Origin of the sequence: Alkalinema pantanalense CENA528 (assembly GCF_050753345.1) — a bacterium.
Taxonomy (GTDB): domain Bacteria; phylum Cyanobacteriota; class Cyanobacteriia; order Leptolyngbyales; family Leptolyngbyaceae; genus Alkalinema; species Alkalinema pantanalense.
The window spans coordinates 21,235-37,763 of record NZ_JBLZFX010000024.1 but is presented as its reverse complement, the minus strand read 5'-3'; the positions used below and the strand labels follow the sequence as shown (position 1 = coordinate 37,763).

General features: G+C 48.3%; 17 protein-coding genes. 8 read left to right on the top strand and 9 right to left on the bottom strand.

What is annotated here, in order from left to right; translation table 11 throughout:
• Positions 1 to 113: 113 nt before the first annotated feature.
• Complete coding sequence (locus ACN4EG_RS10180) at positions 114 to 518, bottom strand: NIL domain-containing protein (RefSeq protein WP_431629265.1); 405 nt, start codon at positions 516 to 518, stop codon at positions 114 to 116.
• 298 nt (positions 519 to 816) lie between these two features.
• Here ACN4EG_RS10180 and ACN4EG_RS10175 point away from each other — a divergent pair, with 298 nt between their 5' ends.
• Complete coding sequence (locus tag ACN4EG_RS10175; protein WP_431629264.1) at positions 817 to 1,395, top strand: thioredoxin family protein; 579 nt, start codon at positions 817 to 819, stop codon at positions 1,393 to 1,395.
• Here the strand turns inward: ACN4EG_RS10175 and ACN4EG_RS10170 are convergent.
• The 3 genes from ACN4EG_RS10170 to ACN4EG_RS10160 form a co-directional block, all read right to left on the bottom strand.
• Positions 1,392 to 1,538 carry a hypothetical protein gene (locus ACN4EG_RS10170; RefSeq protein WP_431629262.1) on the bottom strand — a complete coding sequence of 49 codons (147 nt, stop codon included), beginning with the start codon at positions 1,536 to 1,538 and terminating at the stop codon, positions 1,392 to 1,394. The two genes, ACN4EG_RS10175 and ACN4EG_RS10170, sit on opposite strands and share 4 nt — an antisense overlap.
• Positions 1,539 to 1,966: 428 nt before the next feature.
• Positions 1,967 to 2,269, bottom strand: coding sequence for an urease subunit gamma (gene ureA, locus ACN4EG_RS10165; protein WP_431629261.1), 303 nt, complete (start codon positions 2,267 to 2,269; stop codon positions 1,967 to 1,969).
• Between the two features lie 187 nt (positions 2,270 to 2,456).
• Entirely contained in the window at positions 2,457 to 4,622 is a 2,166-nt protein-coding gene (locus ACN4EG_RS10160; RefSeq protein ID WP_431629259.1) for a CapA family protein, read from the bottom strand.
• Between the two features lie 725 nt (positions 4,623 to 5,347).
• On the opposite strand from ACN4EG_RS10160, the gene ACN4EG_RS10155 reads away from it, so the two are divergent.
• The 5 genes from ACN4EG_RS10155 (at position 5,348) to ACN4EG_RS10135 (ending at position 10,759) form a co-directional block, all read left to right on the top strand.
• A complete protein-coding gene (locus ACN4EG_RS10155) occupies positions 5,348 to 5,788 on the top strand; it encodes an EamA family transporter (protein ID WP_431629258.1) in 441 nt (146 codons plus the stop codon).
• A 230-nt stretch (positions 5,789 to 6,018) separates the two neighbouring features.
• The gene (locus ACN4EG_RS10150) at positions 6,019 to 7,725 is read left to right on the top strand and encodes an NAD(P)H-quinone oxidoreductase subunit 4 (RefSeq protein WP_431629256.1); all 1,707 of its coding nucleotides are present in this window, start codon (positions 6,019 to 6,021) and stop codon (positions 7,723 to 7,725) included.
• 134 nt (positions 7,726 to 7,859) lie between these two features.
• Positions 7,860 to 9,128, top strand: a complete 1,269-nt coding sequence (locus ACN4EG_RS10145; protein ID WP_431629255.1) for a DEAD/DEAH box helicase family protein — start codon at positions 7,860 to 7,862, stop codon at positions 9,126 to 9,128.
• Between the two features lie 120 nt (positions 9,129 to 9,248).
• Complete coding sequence (locus ACN4EG_RS10140; RefSeq protein WP_431629254.1) at positions 9,249 to 9,803, top strand: hypothetical protein; 555 nt, start codon at positions 9,249 to 9,251, stop codon at positions 9,801 to 9,803.
• A 2-nt stretch (positions 9,804 to 9,805) separates the two neighbouring features.
• Positions 9,806 to 10,759, top strand: coding sequence for an HNH endonuclease (locus ACN4EG_RS10135; RefSeq protein WP_431629305.1), 954 nt, complete (start codon positions 9,806 to 9,808; stop codon positions 10,757 to 10,759).
• On the opposite strand, the gene ACN4EG_RS10130 is transcribed toward ACN4EG_RS10135, so the two are convergent.
• The gene (locus tag ACN4EG_RS10130) at positions 10,756 to 11,010 is read right to left on the bottom strand and encodes a helix-turn-helix domain-containing protein (RefSeq protein WP_431629252.1); all 255 of its coding nucleotides are present in this window, start codon (positions 11,008 to 11,010) and stop codon (positions 10,756 to 10,758) included. The genes ACN4EG_RS10135 and ACN4EG_RS10130 overlap by 4 nt on opposite strands.
• A gap of 147 nt (positions 11,011 to 11,157) precedes the next feature.
• On the opposite strand from ACN4EG_RS10130, the gene ACN4EG_RS10125 reads away from it, so the two are divergent.
• On the top strand, positions 11,158 to 11,406 hold the full coding sequence (locus tag ACN4EG_RS10125; RefSeq protein ID WP_431629250.1) for a hypothetical protein: 249 nt from the start codon (positions 11,158 to 11,160) through the stop codon (positions 11,404 to 11,406).
• Between the two features lie 59 nt (positions 11,407 to 11,465).
• Here the strand turns inward: ACN4EG_RS10125 and ACN4EG_RS10120 are convergent, their stop codons facing one another.
• On the bottom strand, positions 11,466 to 12,647 hold the full coding sequence (locus ACN4EG_RS10120; RefSeq protein WP_431629249.1) for a phosphoadenosine phosphosulfate reductase domain-containing protein: 1,182 nt from the start codon (positions 12,645 to 12,647) through the stop codon (positions 11,466 to 11,468).
• Between the two features lie 258 nt (positions 12,648 to 12,905).
• Between ACN4EG_RS10120 and ACN4EG_RS10115 the strand changes: the two genes are divergently transcribed.
• A complete protein-coding gene (locus ACN4EG_RS10115) occupies positions 12,906 to 14,981 on the top strand; it encodes a DNA phosphorothioation-associated putative methyltransferase (RefSeq protein ID WP_431629248.1) in 2,076 nt (691 codons plus the stop codon).
• Positions 14,982 to 15,248: 267 nt separating this feature from the next.
• Here ACN4EG_RS10115 and ACN4EG_RS10110 read toward each other — a convergent pair whose 3' ends face one another.
• From ACN4EG_RS10110 to ACN4EG_RS10100, 3 genes are read right to left on the bottom strand one after another with little or no spacing between them, the layout of a single operon-like run.
• Positions 15,249 to 15,569, bottom strand: a complete 321-nt coding sequence (locus ACN4EG_RS10110; protein WP_431629247.1) for a type II toxin-antitoxin system RelE/ParE family toxin — start codon at positions 15,567 to 15,569, stop codon at positions 15,249 to 15,251.
• Positions 15,566 to 15,820, bottom strand: coding sequence for a ribbon-helix-helix domain-containing protein (locus tag ACN4EG_RS10105; RefSeq protein ID WP_431629245.1), 255 nt, complete (start codon positions 15,818 to 15,820; stop codon positions 15,566 to 15,568). The genes ACN4EG_RS10110 and ACN4EG_RS10105 overlap by 4 nt, the downstream gene beginning before the upstream one ends.
• Positions 15,821 to 15,862: 42 nt before the next feature.
• Complete coding sequence (locus tag ACN4EG_RS10100; RefSeq protein WP_431629243.1) at positions 15,863 to 16,450, bottom strand: hypothetical protein; 588 nt, start codon at positions 16,448 to 16,450, stop codon at positions 15,863 to 15,865.
• Between the last annotated feature and the right edge of the window lie 79 nt (positions 16,451 to 16,529).

Genomic DNA, 16,529 nt, shown 5'->3' with positions numbered 1-16,529 from the left:
AACTAATATTCCACTGAAGTATTCCACTGAGACTGTAAATCAGTATGACTAGATACAACGTCCGATTTTGCTTTCAGTCGTTCTTATTTGACGCAAATACCGATGAAACGCGATCAGAAATTGGTAGAAATTGCTTGCACCGGACAGGTAGGAATGCATTGCTCACAGACAATACAGCGCGATCGGGTAAAGGTTAGTAAATAGGTTTGTGGATCTAATGTCAGCGCTTCTGTGGGACACACTCCCGTACATAAACCACAGTGCACACAGGCATCCTCATCGATCGTAATTTCTTTGCTGGCAAAGGAAACTGTAATATCTTGTGTTCGCATCCAATCGATCGCTGCATCCAGAGCATCAATATCTCCAGACAATTCCACCACCAGCTTTCCCACTTGGTTCGGGGCTACCTGTGCGCGAATGATATTGGCTGCAACGTTAAAATCCTTTGCCAGACGATAGGTGACTGGCATCTGCACATAACGGCGGGGAAAGGTAAGGGTAACTCGTTTTTTCACAGCGTTTTTGGAAGAATCAGCTCAGAGGGAGCCTGGAACAAGCCTGACCAGAATAGGTTGCTTCTATTGTAGAAAGAGAATGTGGGCGTCATTATAATCTGCTACGGATTTAGAGGTAATACGAGCATTGGGAACGCCTAGTGCTCTGTCAAAAAAAGACTGACCTTAAAGACTGACCTTATAGTTTAGGAGGGCGTTGACGGGACGATCGCCAACTTCAGGACAATCGCGACGGGAATTTCCGTCGTCAGCTAAACTGGGCAATGGTAAGGCTTTGAGAAGGATCTCCCGAACTGTTATGACTGATCATACAACTCAACCCAATTCTGGCAGCAAACTTCGGAACGTCGTGATTGCGATCGTGGCGATCGTCCTCTCAGCGGCGGTGGCTCTGGGCTTACGATCGAATACGACCCCAGCTTCTCTCGATGGGATGGCCAAAACAGCAGTTCCCTACGAAGTTGCCTTGAGTAATGGTCAGCCCACTCTGGTGGAATTCTATGCAAATTGGTGCACCAGTTGTCAGGCTATGGCCGGAGATTTGCAAACGTTGAAAACGGCATATGGCGATCGCGTCAACTTTGTCATGTTGAATGTGGATAACGATAAATGGCTGCCGGAAATTGTCCACTACAAGGTGGATGGGATCCCCCATTTTGTTTACCTCAGCGCCCAAGGGGACGCCGTGGCAGAGGCGATCGGTGAACAGCCCAAGGGCGTCATGGAGGCCAATCTAGTGGCTTTATCTGACGGACAGCCCTTGCCCTACTTGCAAGCTGGCATTGGTCAAACGAGCGATTACACCCCCCCGGCTGCTGCAACCAAATCAACCCAAGACGATCCCCGCAGTCACGGAGCACAGGTGAAAAATTCCTAGTTCCACTGGGCGGGTGGGGGACTGTCTGTTGTAAAGGCTTCCTGTTTTTGGTGAACTTGCTCAGCCAGGATGATGCGTTGCGATCGACAGGTTTGCCCATCGGTCTCCTGGAGCCGCAGTGGCCAGCAAATTTCCCCCTCCACCCACAGTGGCAGAGTTGGAAGTTGTTTCCCACCTCAAACCGTTCGTACCCAATATCTAGCTCTACTTGCCCTGCCCGTTTGGGATGGTCAGCCACGGTATAAGGGAACAGTGCATGAATAAAATCCCAATTGGGTAGGGGTAGGAGAGTAAAAGAGTAGGAGAGTAAAAGGGTAGGAGGGTAGGGGAATGAAGAGGGGATATTATTTCTTTGCAAATCCCTAAAGTCCATTGGCATGCACTTTAATGTGACTGAGTGATACTGCAATGTGACCGAGTGATGCTGCTTCGTTGCCAGATAGATTGCCCAGGCATTGTGAAAAGCTTGCCAGTGGCGGTGGCTACTGAACGAGGCCCAAAATGGTCAAGGCGGGGGCAAAAAATGGTCAAGTAGAACCCTCAGAATTTGACTCAGAGAATTCCTGGCATTCTACTGAATGGGATCGTGAACCGTGACGAGTTTGGTGCCATCGGGGAAGGTTGCTTCTACCTGCACTTCAGGAATCATTTCGGCGATTCCTTCCATGACGTCCCCTTTGGTTAATAATGTCTTGCCGTAGGTCATCAGTTCTGCGACGGTTCGGCCATCCCGCGCCCCTTCTAAAATGCCAGCGGTGATGTAGGCGATGGCTTCGGGGTAGTTGAGTTTAAGACCGCGATCCTTGCGCCGTTCTGCAAGTAACGCTGCCGTAAAAATCAGGAGTTTATCTTTTTCTTGGGGGGACAGTTGCATGTCAAACTCAACCAACGGTGATGAACAAGTGCATGGACTAGAATCAATCCGAGTTTGAGTTTACCAGAATAGTGAGGAAAGCTTAAAACCCCTCGCGCTACAGCCGGAAAAGGAAAAGCGGCTCAAGGGGTTTTAAAACTAATCACTGGGTGCGATCGAGTAACTTTGCGCTATCGGGAACTTGGGGCTATCGATTGGCCGGAATCGTGGTGACAGAACCGGGATCGATCGTGTCAGCCCCAGCATCCGACGTCACTTCTGCATAGCGTCGCTGGATCGGTTCTAGGCTAGGAACTGGATTCGGAGCTTGTACATCATGGGTTTGCCCACTAGCTGGTTGTTCGTTTACTTCAGCTTGCATCGTTTCCCCGGCTGTTGCTTCCGTAGTCGTTGAGCTATCAGACTGGGACTTTGGTAAAAACTCCGGTGATTCTCCCGCCAACATGGATTCCTGTTCTAGTTGATTAATCGATGGCATTTCCGCCACGATCGTCTTGGTTTTCCGCGTGGGGGGATTACTAGAGTCATCAGTGGGAGCGGCCCCTTGATTATCCTCCTCCGTCATCGGCTTATTTTTGTTCCCAGGATTGATAAATGAGTCTGAATTCCAGGGATTTTCTGGATCTTCCACCAGAGGTTTCGCAGGTTCCTTCGGAGTCACCGAATTGCTGGCAGGTGCTGGCTTAGAAGGAGAATTCTCATTCTGGTTTTGATTGGAATTACTGGGTTTTGACGATTCGATCGGGGTGGCTTGATTGGTCTTCGCGTCAATCACCATCGGAGATGCCAACGGTTCCTGGAAAATATCAGAAACACTTTTCACCTGTTGCAAGATCTGTTGCCCTGCATCACCACTGACTACTTTTGCTTGGTAATTACGCACCTGTACGGGTAGCAATTCCACCTTCATCTGCTTATCTTTCAGCGACACTTTCAACGCAGCTGTGTCATAGTCGCTAACGGATTTTCCCCCAAAGATAAAGTTACCCAAGGAATAGACGATCGGACGCCCCTTATACACCTCCGCCCCTTGCAATACCTGGGAATGGTGCCCCACCACCAGATCCGCCCCTTGATCGATCGTGAAGCGGGCTAAATCAATCTGCCAATCACCGGGATATTTCGCTAACTCATCGCCCCAGTGGTAATTCACCACAATCCAATCCACTTGGCTCCGTAGCGTCTTGATATCCTCAGCCACGCGATCGTTGCGCCGAGGATTAGTTCCCGCTTCCTGTTTAGAAGCTGCCTGTAAATCCGCATCGTAATAGCCCAGATAGGCAATGCGCTGTCCCTTCACATCCATGATGACCGGACGGCGAGCTTCCTGACTGTTCAGCCCTGCACCAACGTGGGCAATTCCCGCCCCACTAAGAGACTTAATCGTTTGCTCCAACCCAGCTTTTTCGTAGTCCATCGTGTGGTTATTCGCCAAATTCACGATGTCAATCCCGCCATTTTTCAGCACTTGGACATTTTCCGGTGGTGCTTTGAATGTGGCTTTTTTCCCTGGGAGAGCCTGGTTAGCGGTTGTAAACGGAGCTTCCAGATTCACCATACTCACATCCACCTTGCGCGCCTCGTCAAAGGGCGCAAAGGCCCAATGGTAATCATTGCCCACCTTAGCGGTATAGGACTCAGTCAGGGTCACATCCCCAGCAAACAATAGGCTGGCCGCCGGATCGGAATTACCGGAAGTTTTCTTAATTACGGGCACCTCTTCCAAGGCCGTTTTCACCTTTTCCGAAGAAGTTTGCACGAGTTCCGTCGGCTGGCCAGAGAGTTTTGCAGAAGCAGTGGTTTGCTCCGGCGGCGCGTCGGCATAGCCTAACCAGCAGCCAATGATAAAGGCGGCGGCAGAAGACCCGCTAATGATGAGCGATCGCAGGGTCTGGAATTGCTTTTTCTGTTGGCTGGCTTGACGAATTCGAGTATGAATCTGCTGAGTCTGGGCAACCTGAACCGAATGTGTGGCCTGTTGGGCTGCTTGTCGAGCCAGTACGGTTTTGCGGGCAGGGGAAACGATACGAACCGATTGCTTCCAGAGAATATTAGGCTTGCCGATTTGCTTGGCAACAATATAGGCTCCGTCCAATACATCGGAATTGAGAATCCAGAGCTTATGGCAAATAAATCGAGCTAGACGATTGCGGAAGGCTCGGCCTTTTAGATCGTTTCTCGAAGGACGTAGCTCAACCACAACCCGCAGGTAAGCTGGCTTTACCCAACTCAGCCTGACCCGTAGTCTATAGGGGGCTAGTTGGCCGTTTAGCCACATTGTCAAGGACGGTAAATGCCCGCCTTGGGCCATTTCAACCATTGATAATTGCTCGCGATCGCTAGCGTAAACCATAGCCAGAACTCACAGAACTTCCGTCAGAATTAAGCCGATAACCGGGTACGACAAAGTTTGCCGAAGAAAGTTTGTCGAAGATGCTTCCCTGGTTGGGAGTCACAGCATCATACTTCAGATATCAAAAAATGCAAGAAAATCTTAGCGGCTTATTTGATCAGGGTTTGAGCCTCTTTGATCCACCGTAAACAATTCAGTTGGGGGGATGTTTTCTAGGGGGTTTCAATTTTTGGCAAATTCGCTAGCTTTAGTTGAAGTTTAGCCGTAATGGATGATCCCAGCCCGATGATGACATCGCATCTTTTTATGTAATACGCAGTGACGATAGAATTTGCGTTGCTTGTCAGTCAAGCGTGAACAAAAATGCGGAAAATGGCATCCATGGCGAAATGACCGATCGGCATTCCCCGGAATTTTGCAAGAAGAACTTTGACAAGACTTTGACAAAACTTTGACAAAACTTTGACAAAACTAGAATGGCAGCAAAGATCACAATGGCACCCAGAATGCGCTAGGAGCGATCGTCAAATGAACTCTTCACCAGGATTTTTAGAAAATTGGCAAGATGCCTTGGTATTTTGGAGCTTTGTGGCATTTACTGCCTTTGTGACTTGGCGCATTTTAGTCAGCAAACCCCGGAACTAAACCTAGAGCCCAGTTAGTGAAGCCAACCAGTAGAGTGAGGGGAGACAACTCACCCAACTTAGTTTTCCCCCAAACCTGTTATGTCCAGTGTTACGCCCAGCGCTCTGCCCAGTTGGCTGCTACCCACCCTCGGAGCCATGCTCTGTTGGGGCTTGTGGGGCTTCATTCCTAAATTGACAACGCAATATTTAGCGCCCAAAAGTGCCATCCTCTATGAAGTCTTGGGAGGGCTTCTATTGGCGTTCTTGCTCGTGACGCTCTTTCAAGTGCGCCCCCAAGTCCATCCGATCGGGATTCCCTTGGCCCTTTCTACAGGAATGTTGGGGTTTCTGGGTGCCTTCTGCTTCCTCAACGCCATGACCTCCGGCCCCGTTACCCTCGTCTCAACCATTTCGGCCCTCTATCCGATCGTCAGCGTGATTCTCGCCGTCACGTTTTTGCAGGAGCCCTTAAGTTGGCGGCAGGGAATGGGGATCCTCCTGGGTTTAATTGCCATGCTTTTGATTACTACTGGGGAATAGATTTTTCTTTATGGATCCATAGAAGAATTAAGCAATCTAAAATTGGCCGATCGCCCATCGATTCTCGCGATCGGCTTTTTGTCGTCCGATCGCCTTGCCCGCCTGGGTTTCCCAAAAATCTTCATGGATTGCCCGGAATCTTCACACAACCAAAAGCAAGATTGATTCATAACACTTCATAAAGTTTAGTAATATTTGATCAACTGGTAGGTATTTTTTCTCACTACACTATGGCGGATCAATTTCCTTGGCTGACCGCGATCGTCCTACTCCCCTTCATCGCTGCTTTTGCTGTGCCTTTTCTACCCGACAAAGATGGCAAGCGTCTGCGGTGGTATGCCCTCGGTGTGGGTCTCGCTGACTTTGCGCTTATGTGCTACGCATTCTGGATCCACTATGATCCCAGTAGCACAACCTTTCAAATGGTAGAAAAATATAACTGGATCCCTCAATTGGGATTAAGTTGGACATTGTCGGTGGATGGGCTGTCGGCTCCGCTCGTATTACTGGCAGGGCTGGTAACCACCCTCGCAATCTTCTCGGCATGGCAGGTCGATCGGCGGCCTCGGCTGTTCTACTTCCTCATGCTGGTACTGTACGCAGCTCAGATTGGCGTGTTTGTCGCCCAAGATATGCTGCTGCTGTTCATCATGTGGGAACTGGAGTTGGTCCCGGTGTACCTGTTGGTCTGCATCTGGGGTGGCCAACGGCGGCGCTATGCGGCCACAAAGTTTCTGCTTTATACCGCAGCGGCTTCGATTTTCATCCTCGTAGCGGCCCTAGGCATGGCCCTATACGGGGGTGGCCCCCTCACCTTTGACATGGCAGAACTCGGCATGCGGGACTATCCGCTGGGCCTAGAACTGTTCCTCTATGCGGGATTGCTCATTGCCTTTGGCGTCAAGTTGGCGATCTTCCCCCTGCATACCTGGCTGCCCGATGCCCACGGTGAAGCGTCGGCTCCGGTGTCCATGATTTTGGCGGGCGTCCTGCTGAAGATGGGCGGTTATGGGTTGATTCGGATCAACATGGAAATGCTGCCCAATGCCCATATTTACTTTGCCCCAGTGCTAATGGTTCTGGGCGTGGTCAATATTGTCTATGGCGCGCTGAGTTCCTTTGCCCAAACCAATATGAAGCGGCGTTTGGCCTATTCATCGGTTTCGCACATGGGTTTTGTGCTGTTGGGCATTGCTTCCTTTACCGATTTGGGCGTGAGTGGCGCAATGCTGCAAATGCTGTCCCATGGGTTAATCGCAGCGGTGTTGTTCTTCTTAGCAGGCGTCACCTACGATCGCACCCACACCATGACCATGACGGAAATGGGTGGTATTGGTCAGATGATGCCGAAGGTGTTTGCACTATTTACGGCAGGCTCGATGGCGTCCTTGGCCCTGCCAGGAATGAGTGGATTTGCCAGCGAAATTGCGGTGTTTGTCGGCATGACGACCAGCGATGTTTATAGTGATACCTTCCGCACTATTACGATCTTCCTTGCTGCAGTGGGTGTGATTTTAACGCCGATTTATCTGCTGTCCATGCTGCGTCAGGTCTTCTATGGGACGGGTTTAGCCCAAAGCTGTAACCTCACCCAGAGTGAAATTAAGCAACCTGAGGAAGGACAAGCGGTCTGTTTTGGCACAGATTGCGTGCTACCAGCCTATGCCGAGTTTAAAGACGCGAAACCTCGGGAAGTATTTATCGCAGTGTGCTTCTTGGTGTTGATCGTAGGGATTGGGTTCTATCCCAAGCTGGCAACGCAAATGTATGACGCCAAGATGGTGGCTGTGAATACGGAATTGCGCCAAACCTACACAGAAATTGCCCAAGGCAATCCTAAATCGATCGGTGCGCCAAAGGTGTATGCCCAACTGTTCGGCACGAATACCAAGCTGGCTGAGGTTGAACTGTCTGCGGCTACCAACCTTGTGGATTAAGGCTTGGTTAACCGCTTAGCTTTCACGAATCGACTGTAACCAAATCTAAACCGATCGCCTTGCATTAGTCAGTGCGATCGGTTTTTATATTGAGCTTGTATGCTGAGTAGTGATTGTTTTCGCGTTGTTAACGAATGCGTGACTCCATGATTTTGAAGAATCTTGACCTCCGCAACCAATACCGCAGCGATCGCCACAACTTGCTGGAGGACTTTTATATCCCCTGTTTAGAGCGATCGCTCTCCTACGATCGTGCAGTGGGTTTCTTTTCCAGCACCTCCTTAGCAGCCGCCGCGAAAGGTGTTTCGGCCCTGATTGGAGGGGGTGGCAGGATGCGGCTGATTGCCTCGCCCCACCTGTCTTCAGAGGATGCTGAGGCTATTTCCAAAGGACTTAAGCAGCGAGAGGAAGTCATCGAAAAGGTTCTGGTCAGGGAACTAGAGCAATTAGAGCAACTTGCAAACGATAGATTGGGCTACTTGGCATGGCTGTTGAGCAGGGAATTGCTGGAGATCAAGCTGGCAGTTCATCAGAACCCTTGCCAGCAGGGCATTTACCATGAGAAGTTAGGCATTTTGAGGGATTCCGATGACCAAGTGGTTGTTTTTACAGGGTCAGCGAATGAGAGTGCCAGTGGACTGATTACTAATTTTGAGTGTATTGACGTGTTCCGTTCCTGGAAATCAGGGGATGACGATCGCATTGTCGAGAAAATAGAGGACTTCCAGCGACTTTGGCAAAATCAGACTCCCACTCTGGAGATTCTAGATTTTCCAGAGGCAGCGCATCGATCACTTTTGCGCCTGTGCCCAGCGCAGTTTCCGAGGATGGAGGGATCAGGTCTCAGGAGTCATGAGCATCAGGGGAATTATTCTGTTCCTGCCACAGAGCCTGATGTTCCGTCTTTTTATCCGGTTATGCCATCGTGGCTCAATATACGTCCCTATCAACAGCAGGCGATCGACAACTGGTTTGCCAATAAGGGACGGGGAACACTGAAGATGGCAACCGGTAGTGGAAAGACGATTACTGCCCTATCCTTGACCACAGAACTCTACAAAAAGATTGGTCTGCAAGTTCTGCTGGTAGTTTGTCCCTATCGGCATTTGGTAAGCCAATGGGCAAGGGAGTGCCAGAAGTTTGGACTGGAGCCAATTCTGGCTTTTGAGAATGTTCGCACGTGGCAGAGTAAGCTTTCCACTCAGCTTTATAACGTTCGCTCTGGCAATCAACCTTTTTTGACGATTATCACAACCAATGCAACCTTAATGGGCCAAGGCTTGCAGTCGCAGTTACCCTATCTGCCAGAAAAAACTCTGATTGTGGGAGATGAGGCGCATAATCTGGGAGCTAGGCGATTGAAGCCTGCCTGCCACACAGCAGCAGCACGTATCCGCTTGTGATGGCCTCCCCCTTGGCAGTCTAAATGAGATTCGCTAAAGCAGATTGTGAGGAGAACTTTGACAGCTAGATTCTGAGTGTTCTGGTACAGTTTTAGGGGAAAGAACTTGTCAGACTCATTTATGAGAGATGAAGTAGCCAGGATAGAGGCTCTAAGCTACTATGCCAAGAGGTTTCAACGATTGCGAGTCGATCGTGCTCATGGTATAGCTCCTCATAAACCTATTTTGTTGCTGTCTGTAATCGAACAGATTAGAAGAGAAATCATTACAGAGAACAAAATTTATTTGTCCCGTGAACTGATTCAAACATTTCTTAAATACTGGAGTTACTTAGGCTCATTCAATCATAATCCTGATATTTCTAGACCTTTTTTTCATATGAGAAGCGGTAAGTTTTGGCATTTATGGGCAAATCCAGATTATGTAAAACTAATCTCTTCTAAAGAGAAATTAAAAACTCTTGCAGAAGTTAAACAAGCAATTAAATATGCATATTTAGATGAAGAATTATTCGAATTTCTACAAGAGCCAACTTCAAGAAGTAGCTTAGTTACTGTATTAATTGCTAGATGGTTTTCGGGTAAGTTTGAGTTAGTTGAAGAGATTTCGCAAACTAATGAACTTCGAGATCCGCCAGAGTATCTGAGAGATGGCTATTGGGAGCTTTATAAATAGTGATGAAGAAAGACATAAGCTACTACGCTAAAAAATTTACAAAGCTAGGAGTAGATCGCGCTCATGGAGTTGCACCACACAAACCAACTCTATTACTCTCTGTAATTGAACAATTTGACAAAGGCAAAATACAGCATAATCAAATTTATTTAACTCCTGAATTGATCGCTACATTCCTCAAATACTGGTCAAATCTAGTAACTACTGATCATCGATCAGATATTTCCTTACCTTTCTTTCATCTTACAGGGGATAAATTTTGGCATCTTATGCCTAATCCTGGCTTTGAGGCAACGATTGCAAGTAGAACTAAAATCAAAGGTTTATCAGCACTCCGTAATACAGTTAAATATGCGTATGTAGATGATGAATTATTTGAGTATCTACAGGATGTTAGTTCGAGAGTTTATTTAGCCGAAACTCTAGTTTCAACATGGTTTTCAGCCAAGACCCAACAGCTAGAAAAACTTTATCCAGTTGATGAGCTAGATAATATTCAGTTGAGATTATTCGAAAAAGGTGGTGCAGTCTACACAACAGAAGACATTAAAGATCAGGATAAGACATTCGTAAGAAACGCTGCATTTCGTCGTAATGTAGTCTCTCTGTATCTACAACATTGTGCTCTCTGTCGTTTAAAGATTGTTAGTCGAGATAACCAGAATATTGTAGATGGAGCGCACATCAAACCATTTTCAGAGTTTCATGACGATCGCTTTGATAATGGTTTAGCACTTTGCAAAAATCATCATTGGGCGTTTGATCGCGGTTGGTTTGGAATTAGTGATGATTACAAGATCATCATTCCCCACGATAGACTTCACGAAGAAACTCCAGCATATATGCGATCGCTACAAGATTTTGACGGTGAAAGCATCCTTCTACCCAATCAAGAAACTTACAACCCCAGAATTGATTCTCTTCGGTGGCATCGCGCATTCTGGAAAATTGCTTAGCCTGGTTCTGTGTCTTCTGGATTGGATAAATCAGAACCCATGTAGAGTTTTCTAAATTCTACGGCGGCATCTGGGTTAATCTCTCCCAATGCCTGAATGATTGCAATGACGGTTTCTGAAGTGGGATCTCTCACTTCATTCGCCCACCGATAGACATTCGATCGCCCCACGCCTAACTGAGCAGCCAGCTTGATTTGGCTGATGCTGTACTGCTCCAATACTACTTTTAGAACTCGACCTGCTTTTCCCATGACTAGATCGTGTCAGAGGATGATCAACTCGTAAAGGAGTGAGTCCTTATGGACTACAAATGGTGTATAGTAATGGCACTCAGCACTAAGTGGACTTTGCTTTTCCCGCTTGTAGTCCATTAAGGCGACAAAACAGGAGATTGATTTATGAACTTTGTCGAAAACGGAGGGGTCAACCCGCCGACTAATCCACCTGCCAATTTTTCTGCTAATCATTCACCTAGTGAAGAACCTGTAAAACTGACGATCGCTGCTTCTCGTCAAGCTGTCGATCGCATGATTCTTCTACTTCACAAGTGCAATATCATCGCGGGGAGCGAATGGAGTCGCCCAATTGCTATTAAAAACTCAACAGAGGTAATCAGTGTTGCTAGTCGAATGATTCAAATCGATTAGACGTTAGCAGTGACAGTCTTACTGACTTGGCTGTAAAAGCTGTCACTGCTAGATTCAATCTACTCAAATAGCAGTGGTTGAATACTTCCATCAGGCAGTATGTCAGGAAGCCACTCGTTGCCTCTAGGTTCTGTCCCATCCCATTTTTCAGGGTAGGTTTTAGCCGCAATTAACTCCTCAATTCGGGCCAGTTCTTCAGTGTTAATGAGACTGATTTTGGTTCTTCCGAGCAATTGTGCGGCTGTATTCACTTCGTCCTGAATTGCTAAAACCTGATTCAGCATCCATCGTCGGGCTTCTAGGGTTAATGGCCCAAGTCGATTTTGTTTGGCTGCTAGTGACCCATCCTTGTTGATTTCCCCATGCTTACGATGGCGATACTGGGGTTTCTTGACTTCCCAGTATAGTGGCCTGAGTTTTTGGAGGGGTGCTAGGTACGCCCATTCTGGCTGGGCAACCACGCGATCGAGGGCAGCATCCTTCTGCACCAGCGGGCAACCGATACACCCCGTCCTAGCATTCAACGGCTCTTCTCCATCGCTAACATCCTGTCCATAGATTTGTGCTACCGGAAAGGTTGGGAACCCAAGCTCTAAGTCTGCCTGAAGCAGCCAATCCCAAACAAGACAGACACGCCAATGAACGATCGGGGCTAAGGTATCTGCAACAGCATTAGAGGAAGAATTCTGAAACCAGCCTTGTCCGCACTCCCCACCATCCTTAGTACAGCTAACGGCGATCCGCTGGTCACGGGCGGCGCTCTCACCGATACGGACACCTGTCAGCATCAAGAACTTTTCACCCCGCTCCCGCCGAATGGCTTCCAATTCCCGCTCCATACTCATCACTTTTAATTTAGGCGTACACCAACGGAAAGTATTAGAGGGTGGTGGAACTCCACGACCCAGCATGTAGACAAAATAGCGGTGATCCAATTCTGGTAAAACTACGCGAGTCTCCAGGCAACCTTTCTGAAAGTGGGGCTGAAGACGATCGCGCAGGGCACCTAAAATATTGAGCGCACTCAGGTGAAGAGGAGGTAATTCCTGCCGAGTATCTGCATAAAGAATCGTTAAACTTTCAGGCTTAGGGATTCGCCCTGTTTCGAGTAGATGGGCAATCAAGGTAACAACACAACTGCTGTCTTTCCCGCCAGAGAAAGCGATCGCCCAATGCTTATAGAAGGATCCATAATGACGCAGCGACTCCACCGATAGCTCAATGCTCTTCGGCAGAGTCAAGCGATCCTCCTCAAATAAACTCAGGGTTCTCATCAATCCTGCTTTTACTTTCTACTGGCTCCTAACAATAGCAAAAATTTGGGGCTTTGCACTAGATATAGGGGATAAAAGTTAGAGGCAAAACCCGTACACGCTAGGAAATTTCCAAAGTCTTAATTTAGTATGGATGTACTTAAAATTGTTTTACTTCTCACACTGATGAATGCCTTATGCTATTTCTAGCGCCTGGGTAAGGTTATGGAAAGCATAGAGTTTGCAATGTGCGCCTCAAAGTCGATTCATCAACAATTTGCTGAAATTGTGCGGTGTTGCAATCGCAGTCAAACTGGCAAACGTCTCCCTGGTGCCCTTTACGTTCATGTTTCTGCTCTCATTGCCCTAGAGCGATCGCTGCAAGATTACGAGAATCTGGCTCGTCAACATCTGAAAAAGCTGGAGGGGGCTACCCTCGTCAAGTTCAACACTGACCAGCCCAAAGTATCCTACTTGTCCTACCCTGATTTTGATACTGATGCTCATCCTGCGCTGCAATGGAGCGTTCAGGTTGACCTGGTAACTTCGCAGGTCGGTGTGCGGAACTACAACGACACAGATAATCCGCCCGTTCTGCACCGGAAAGAAACCTTTGTCACCTCAGACTACCCCCTGTACCAACTCTTCGCAGAACTGACGCGACAGGAAGAAACTTTAGGGTTACTGAATCAATCGCGGGATATCGGCACTCGTGAGGGTTGGACAAAACGGCTGACCGATTGCGGGATCGAAATTCAAGTTCACGTTCTGGCTTGCCCGACTTCCCGAACTGCGGTTATCAGTCAGCCCAAAATCGATCGCCACAAAGCTGCCCTCGTCCGTAACGAGCTTTCTAAACCTGTGAGGGTTGCATTGGAAGCAGGATTATTTCCCCCTGAAACTACATTTTTTGATTATGGCTGTGGGCATGGGGGAGATGTAGAGCGGATCGGCGATCGCGGATACGCTAGTGCTGGTTGGGACCCCTACTATCGTCCTGATACTTTCTATCAAGCGGCTGATGTTGTCAACCTGGGTTACATCATTAACGTTATTGAAGATCCGGCAGAGCGACGCGAGGCATTGCTTAAAGCCTGGGGGTTAACCGGAAAGGTGTTGATTGTCGCGGCGCAAGTGCTGATCGAAGACCGAATGCGCGGCATGATGGCGTACAGCGATGGGGTGATTACCCGTCGCAACACGTTCCAGAAGAATTACAGCCAGGAGGAACTCAAGAGCTACATCGACCAGGTGCTTGGCGTTGATGCCATTCCGGTTGCGTTGGGCATCTACTTGGTCTTTCGAGATGAGGTACAGGCACAGACCTTCCGAGCGTCCCGCTTTCGATCGCGTGCTACGACTCCCAGAGTCAAAGCCAGCGTCAAGCGGTTTGAGCAATATAAGGAAATGCTAGCTCCCCTAATGGCATTTTTCACCGAGCGGGGACGGTTGCCCATTGAAGAGGAACTTCAGGAGTTTTCGGCGCTGCAATCGGAATTTGGAACGCTACGACGAGCCTTCCAAGTGGTTCTCCAGGCAACGGAAATTCAAGAATGGGATGCCATCAGTGAGAAACGTCGCCAGGATTTGCTCGTCTACCTTGCGCTCAGTCATTTTGGCACACGCCCCAAGCTACGACATCTAGCCCCCATCGTTCAGCATGACGTCAAGGCATTATTGGGCAACTATCAGCAAGCCTGTACCGCAGCCGATTTGATGCTGTTGAGCCTGGGGAATTGGTCGGTGATGGCGGAGCGGTGTAAGTCGAGTGCGATTGGCAAGAAGCTGTCGCACTCCCTCTGGGTTCATGTTTCTGCCCTAGATGCCCTTGATCCCCTGCTTCGGCTTTATGAAGGTTGCGCTTCTCGCACGATCTGTCGCCCTGAAGAAGCAACCGTAGTCAAGTTTCACACCAGCAAACCCAAAATCACTTACCTGTTCTACCCAGATTTCGATCGCGACCCGCATCCCTACCTCCGTACCAGTATGCAGATTGACTTGCAAGATTTGCACGTTAGCTACCGAGACTATGACCCAAAGGACAACCCACCTGTATTGCATCAGAAGGAGTTGCTGGTGCAGTCGGACTATCCGCTCTATGAGAAGTTTGCCAAGCTGAGTCGGCAGGAGGCGGATTGGGGGTTATTGGATGATTTGGGAAAGATTCGCGATCGGCGAGGTTGGCAGAAGTGCCTGGAAGATCATTGTGCAGAGTTGCATGGGCATCGGGTGGTGTGGCAGAAGGATGCTGACCTATATCAAGTAAAGTTAGTTCGATCCCGCCTTCGAGCTGCACAAATAGAACGACTGCATCGAGATTAGGTTAATCACTATCGAGATAATCACACACCCATTACTTCTATTGATTAATCCACTGCTCAATTTCCTTCCTTGTTGGCACTCCTCCATCTGTAAACGTACAAATATTCTGCCTTTGCTGAGGAGCGTAAGTGATGTGGATGGGTCGATCGCTCCCATACTAGTACAGCGAGTCAAACGGTAGCTGCTGCTCCAGAATCCACTCCACGAGGCGATCTCTCTCCAACCCTACAATCCGAAAATCACAGGCAGCACTAAGGCGACGAGTTTTCATGACTCACCATCCAAAATGCTGTTGATGTTTTGCGTTGCATACAGAATTCGTACAACTTCGATTGAATCATCCCATTCAAAGTAAAAAATCAGGTACTTCTTGAAATCCTTCACTGCCCATTTCCGTAGTCCCTGCAAGCGAGAATTTTCGACCGAGTAAAGGTTGCCCATTCCTGGCATTCTGGCAAGTTGGGTGATCGTCGATCGCGCTAAATCGAAAAACTTCAGGGCTGCTTCAAAATTATTCTCAGCAATGTAGGCAAAGTGGTCGTCTAAATATTGGCTTGCCTTCGGTCTGACGATAATTCGCCTGGTCATGCGTCTGACTCTTGAAAGCGTTTAACCAGTTGAGTGCGCTTTTCTTCCCACCAACCATCCGTTGCCTCCAATGGTTCCCCGCTCTCCAGACCCTCTAGCAACAGAAATTCGATTCGCTCTTGCTGAGCAACTCGCTCTTGCTCCCGCAAAATCAGATGATAGATGTACTCATTGGCGGAGTTAAAGCCCGCTGCGATCGCTTGCTCTTCTACAAATGTTTGAACCTGATCTGGAAGAGAGATATTCAGCATTCGCCCCAGCCTTAAATCATTGCATTTCTGCTTCTAGGATAGCTAAAAACGTGGTTCAACTTGCTTAAGCCATTGCTCAATCCCCTTTCTCGTGGGCACTCCTGTTTCTGTAAAAGTCCAAACATTCTGTCTTTGCTGCGGAGCATAACTAATGTGGATGGGTCGATCGCTGCCATAGTAGTACAGAGAATCAAACGGTAACTGCTGTTCCAGAATCCATTCCACGAGGCGATCGCTCTCCAATCCAATAATCCGAAAATCACAGGCAGCACCGAGGCGACCGCAGTAATATTTGCCATTCCGGTTCTTCTCATGCGCCATATGCTGATCTCGACTGGGATCTACCCGTCCATTTTTCATCCCTGTCTCTAGGTCTTTCTGAGCTAGAAACCGCTTCAAATCCTTTGAGCAGAATCCGTAAGTCAACTGAAACCGCTGCCTGTCGAAGTGAGCAATCACTGGGTCAAGGATATGTTGGCACAGAGCCTCCAACGCTGGGATTGTCTCTGACCGGTTGTCAGGGTATGGAGCAATTTGATCTGCATACTTTTGGTACGTTTGTGTACAGGTGCAAAACTCCTTCAGCGTCAGGTATTGACTAATTTGCATCTCTTTCACAGGGTTAACCATCCTGAAAGAAAGTCTAAACAGTCCAGGTATCTGCAAATCTAAAATAGCTCTCATTCACTCAGCCGCTCCAAGAAAGACG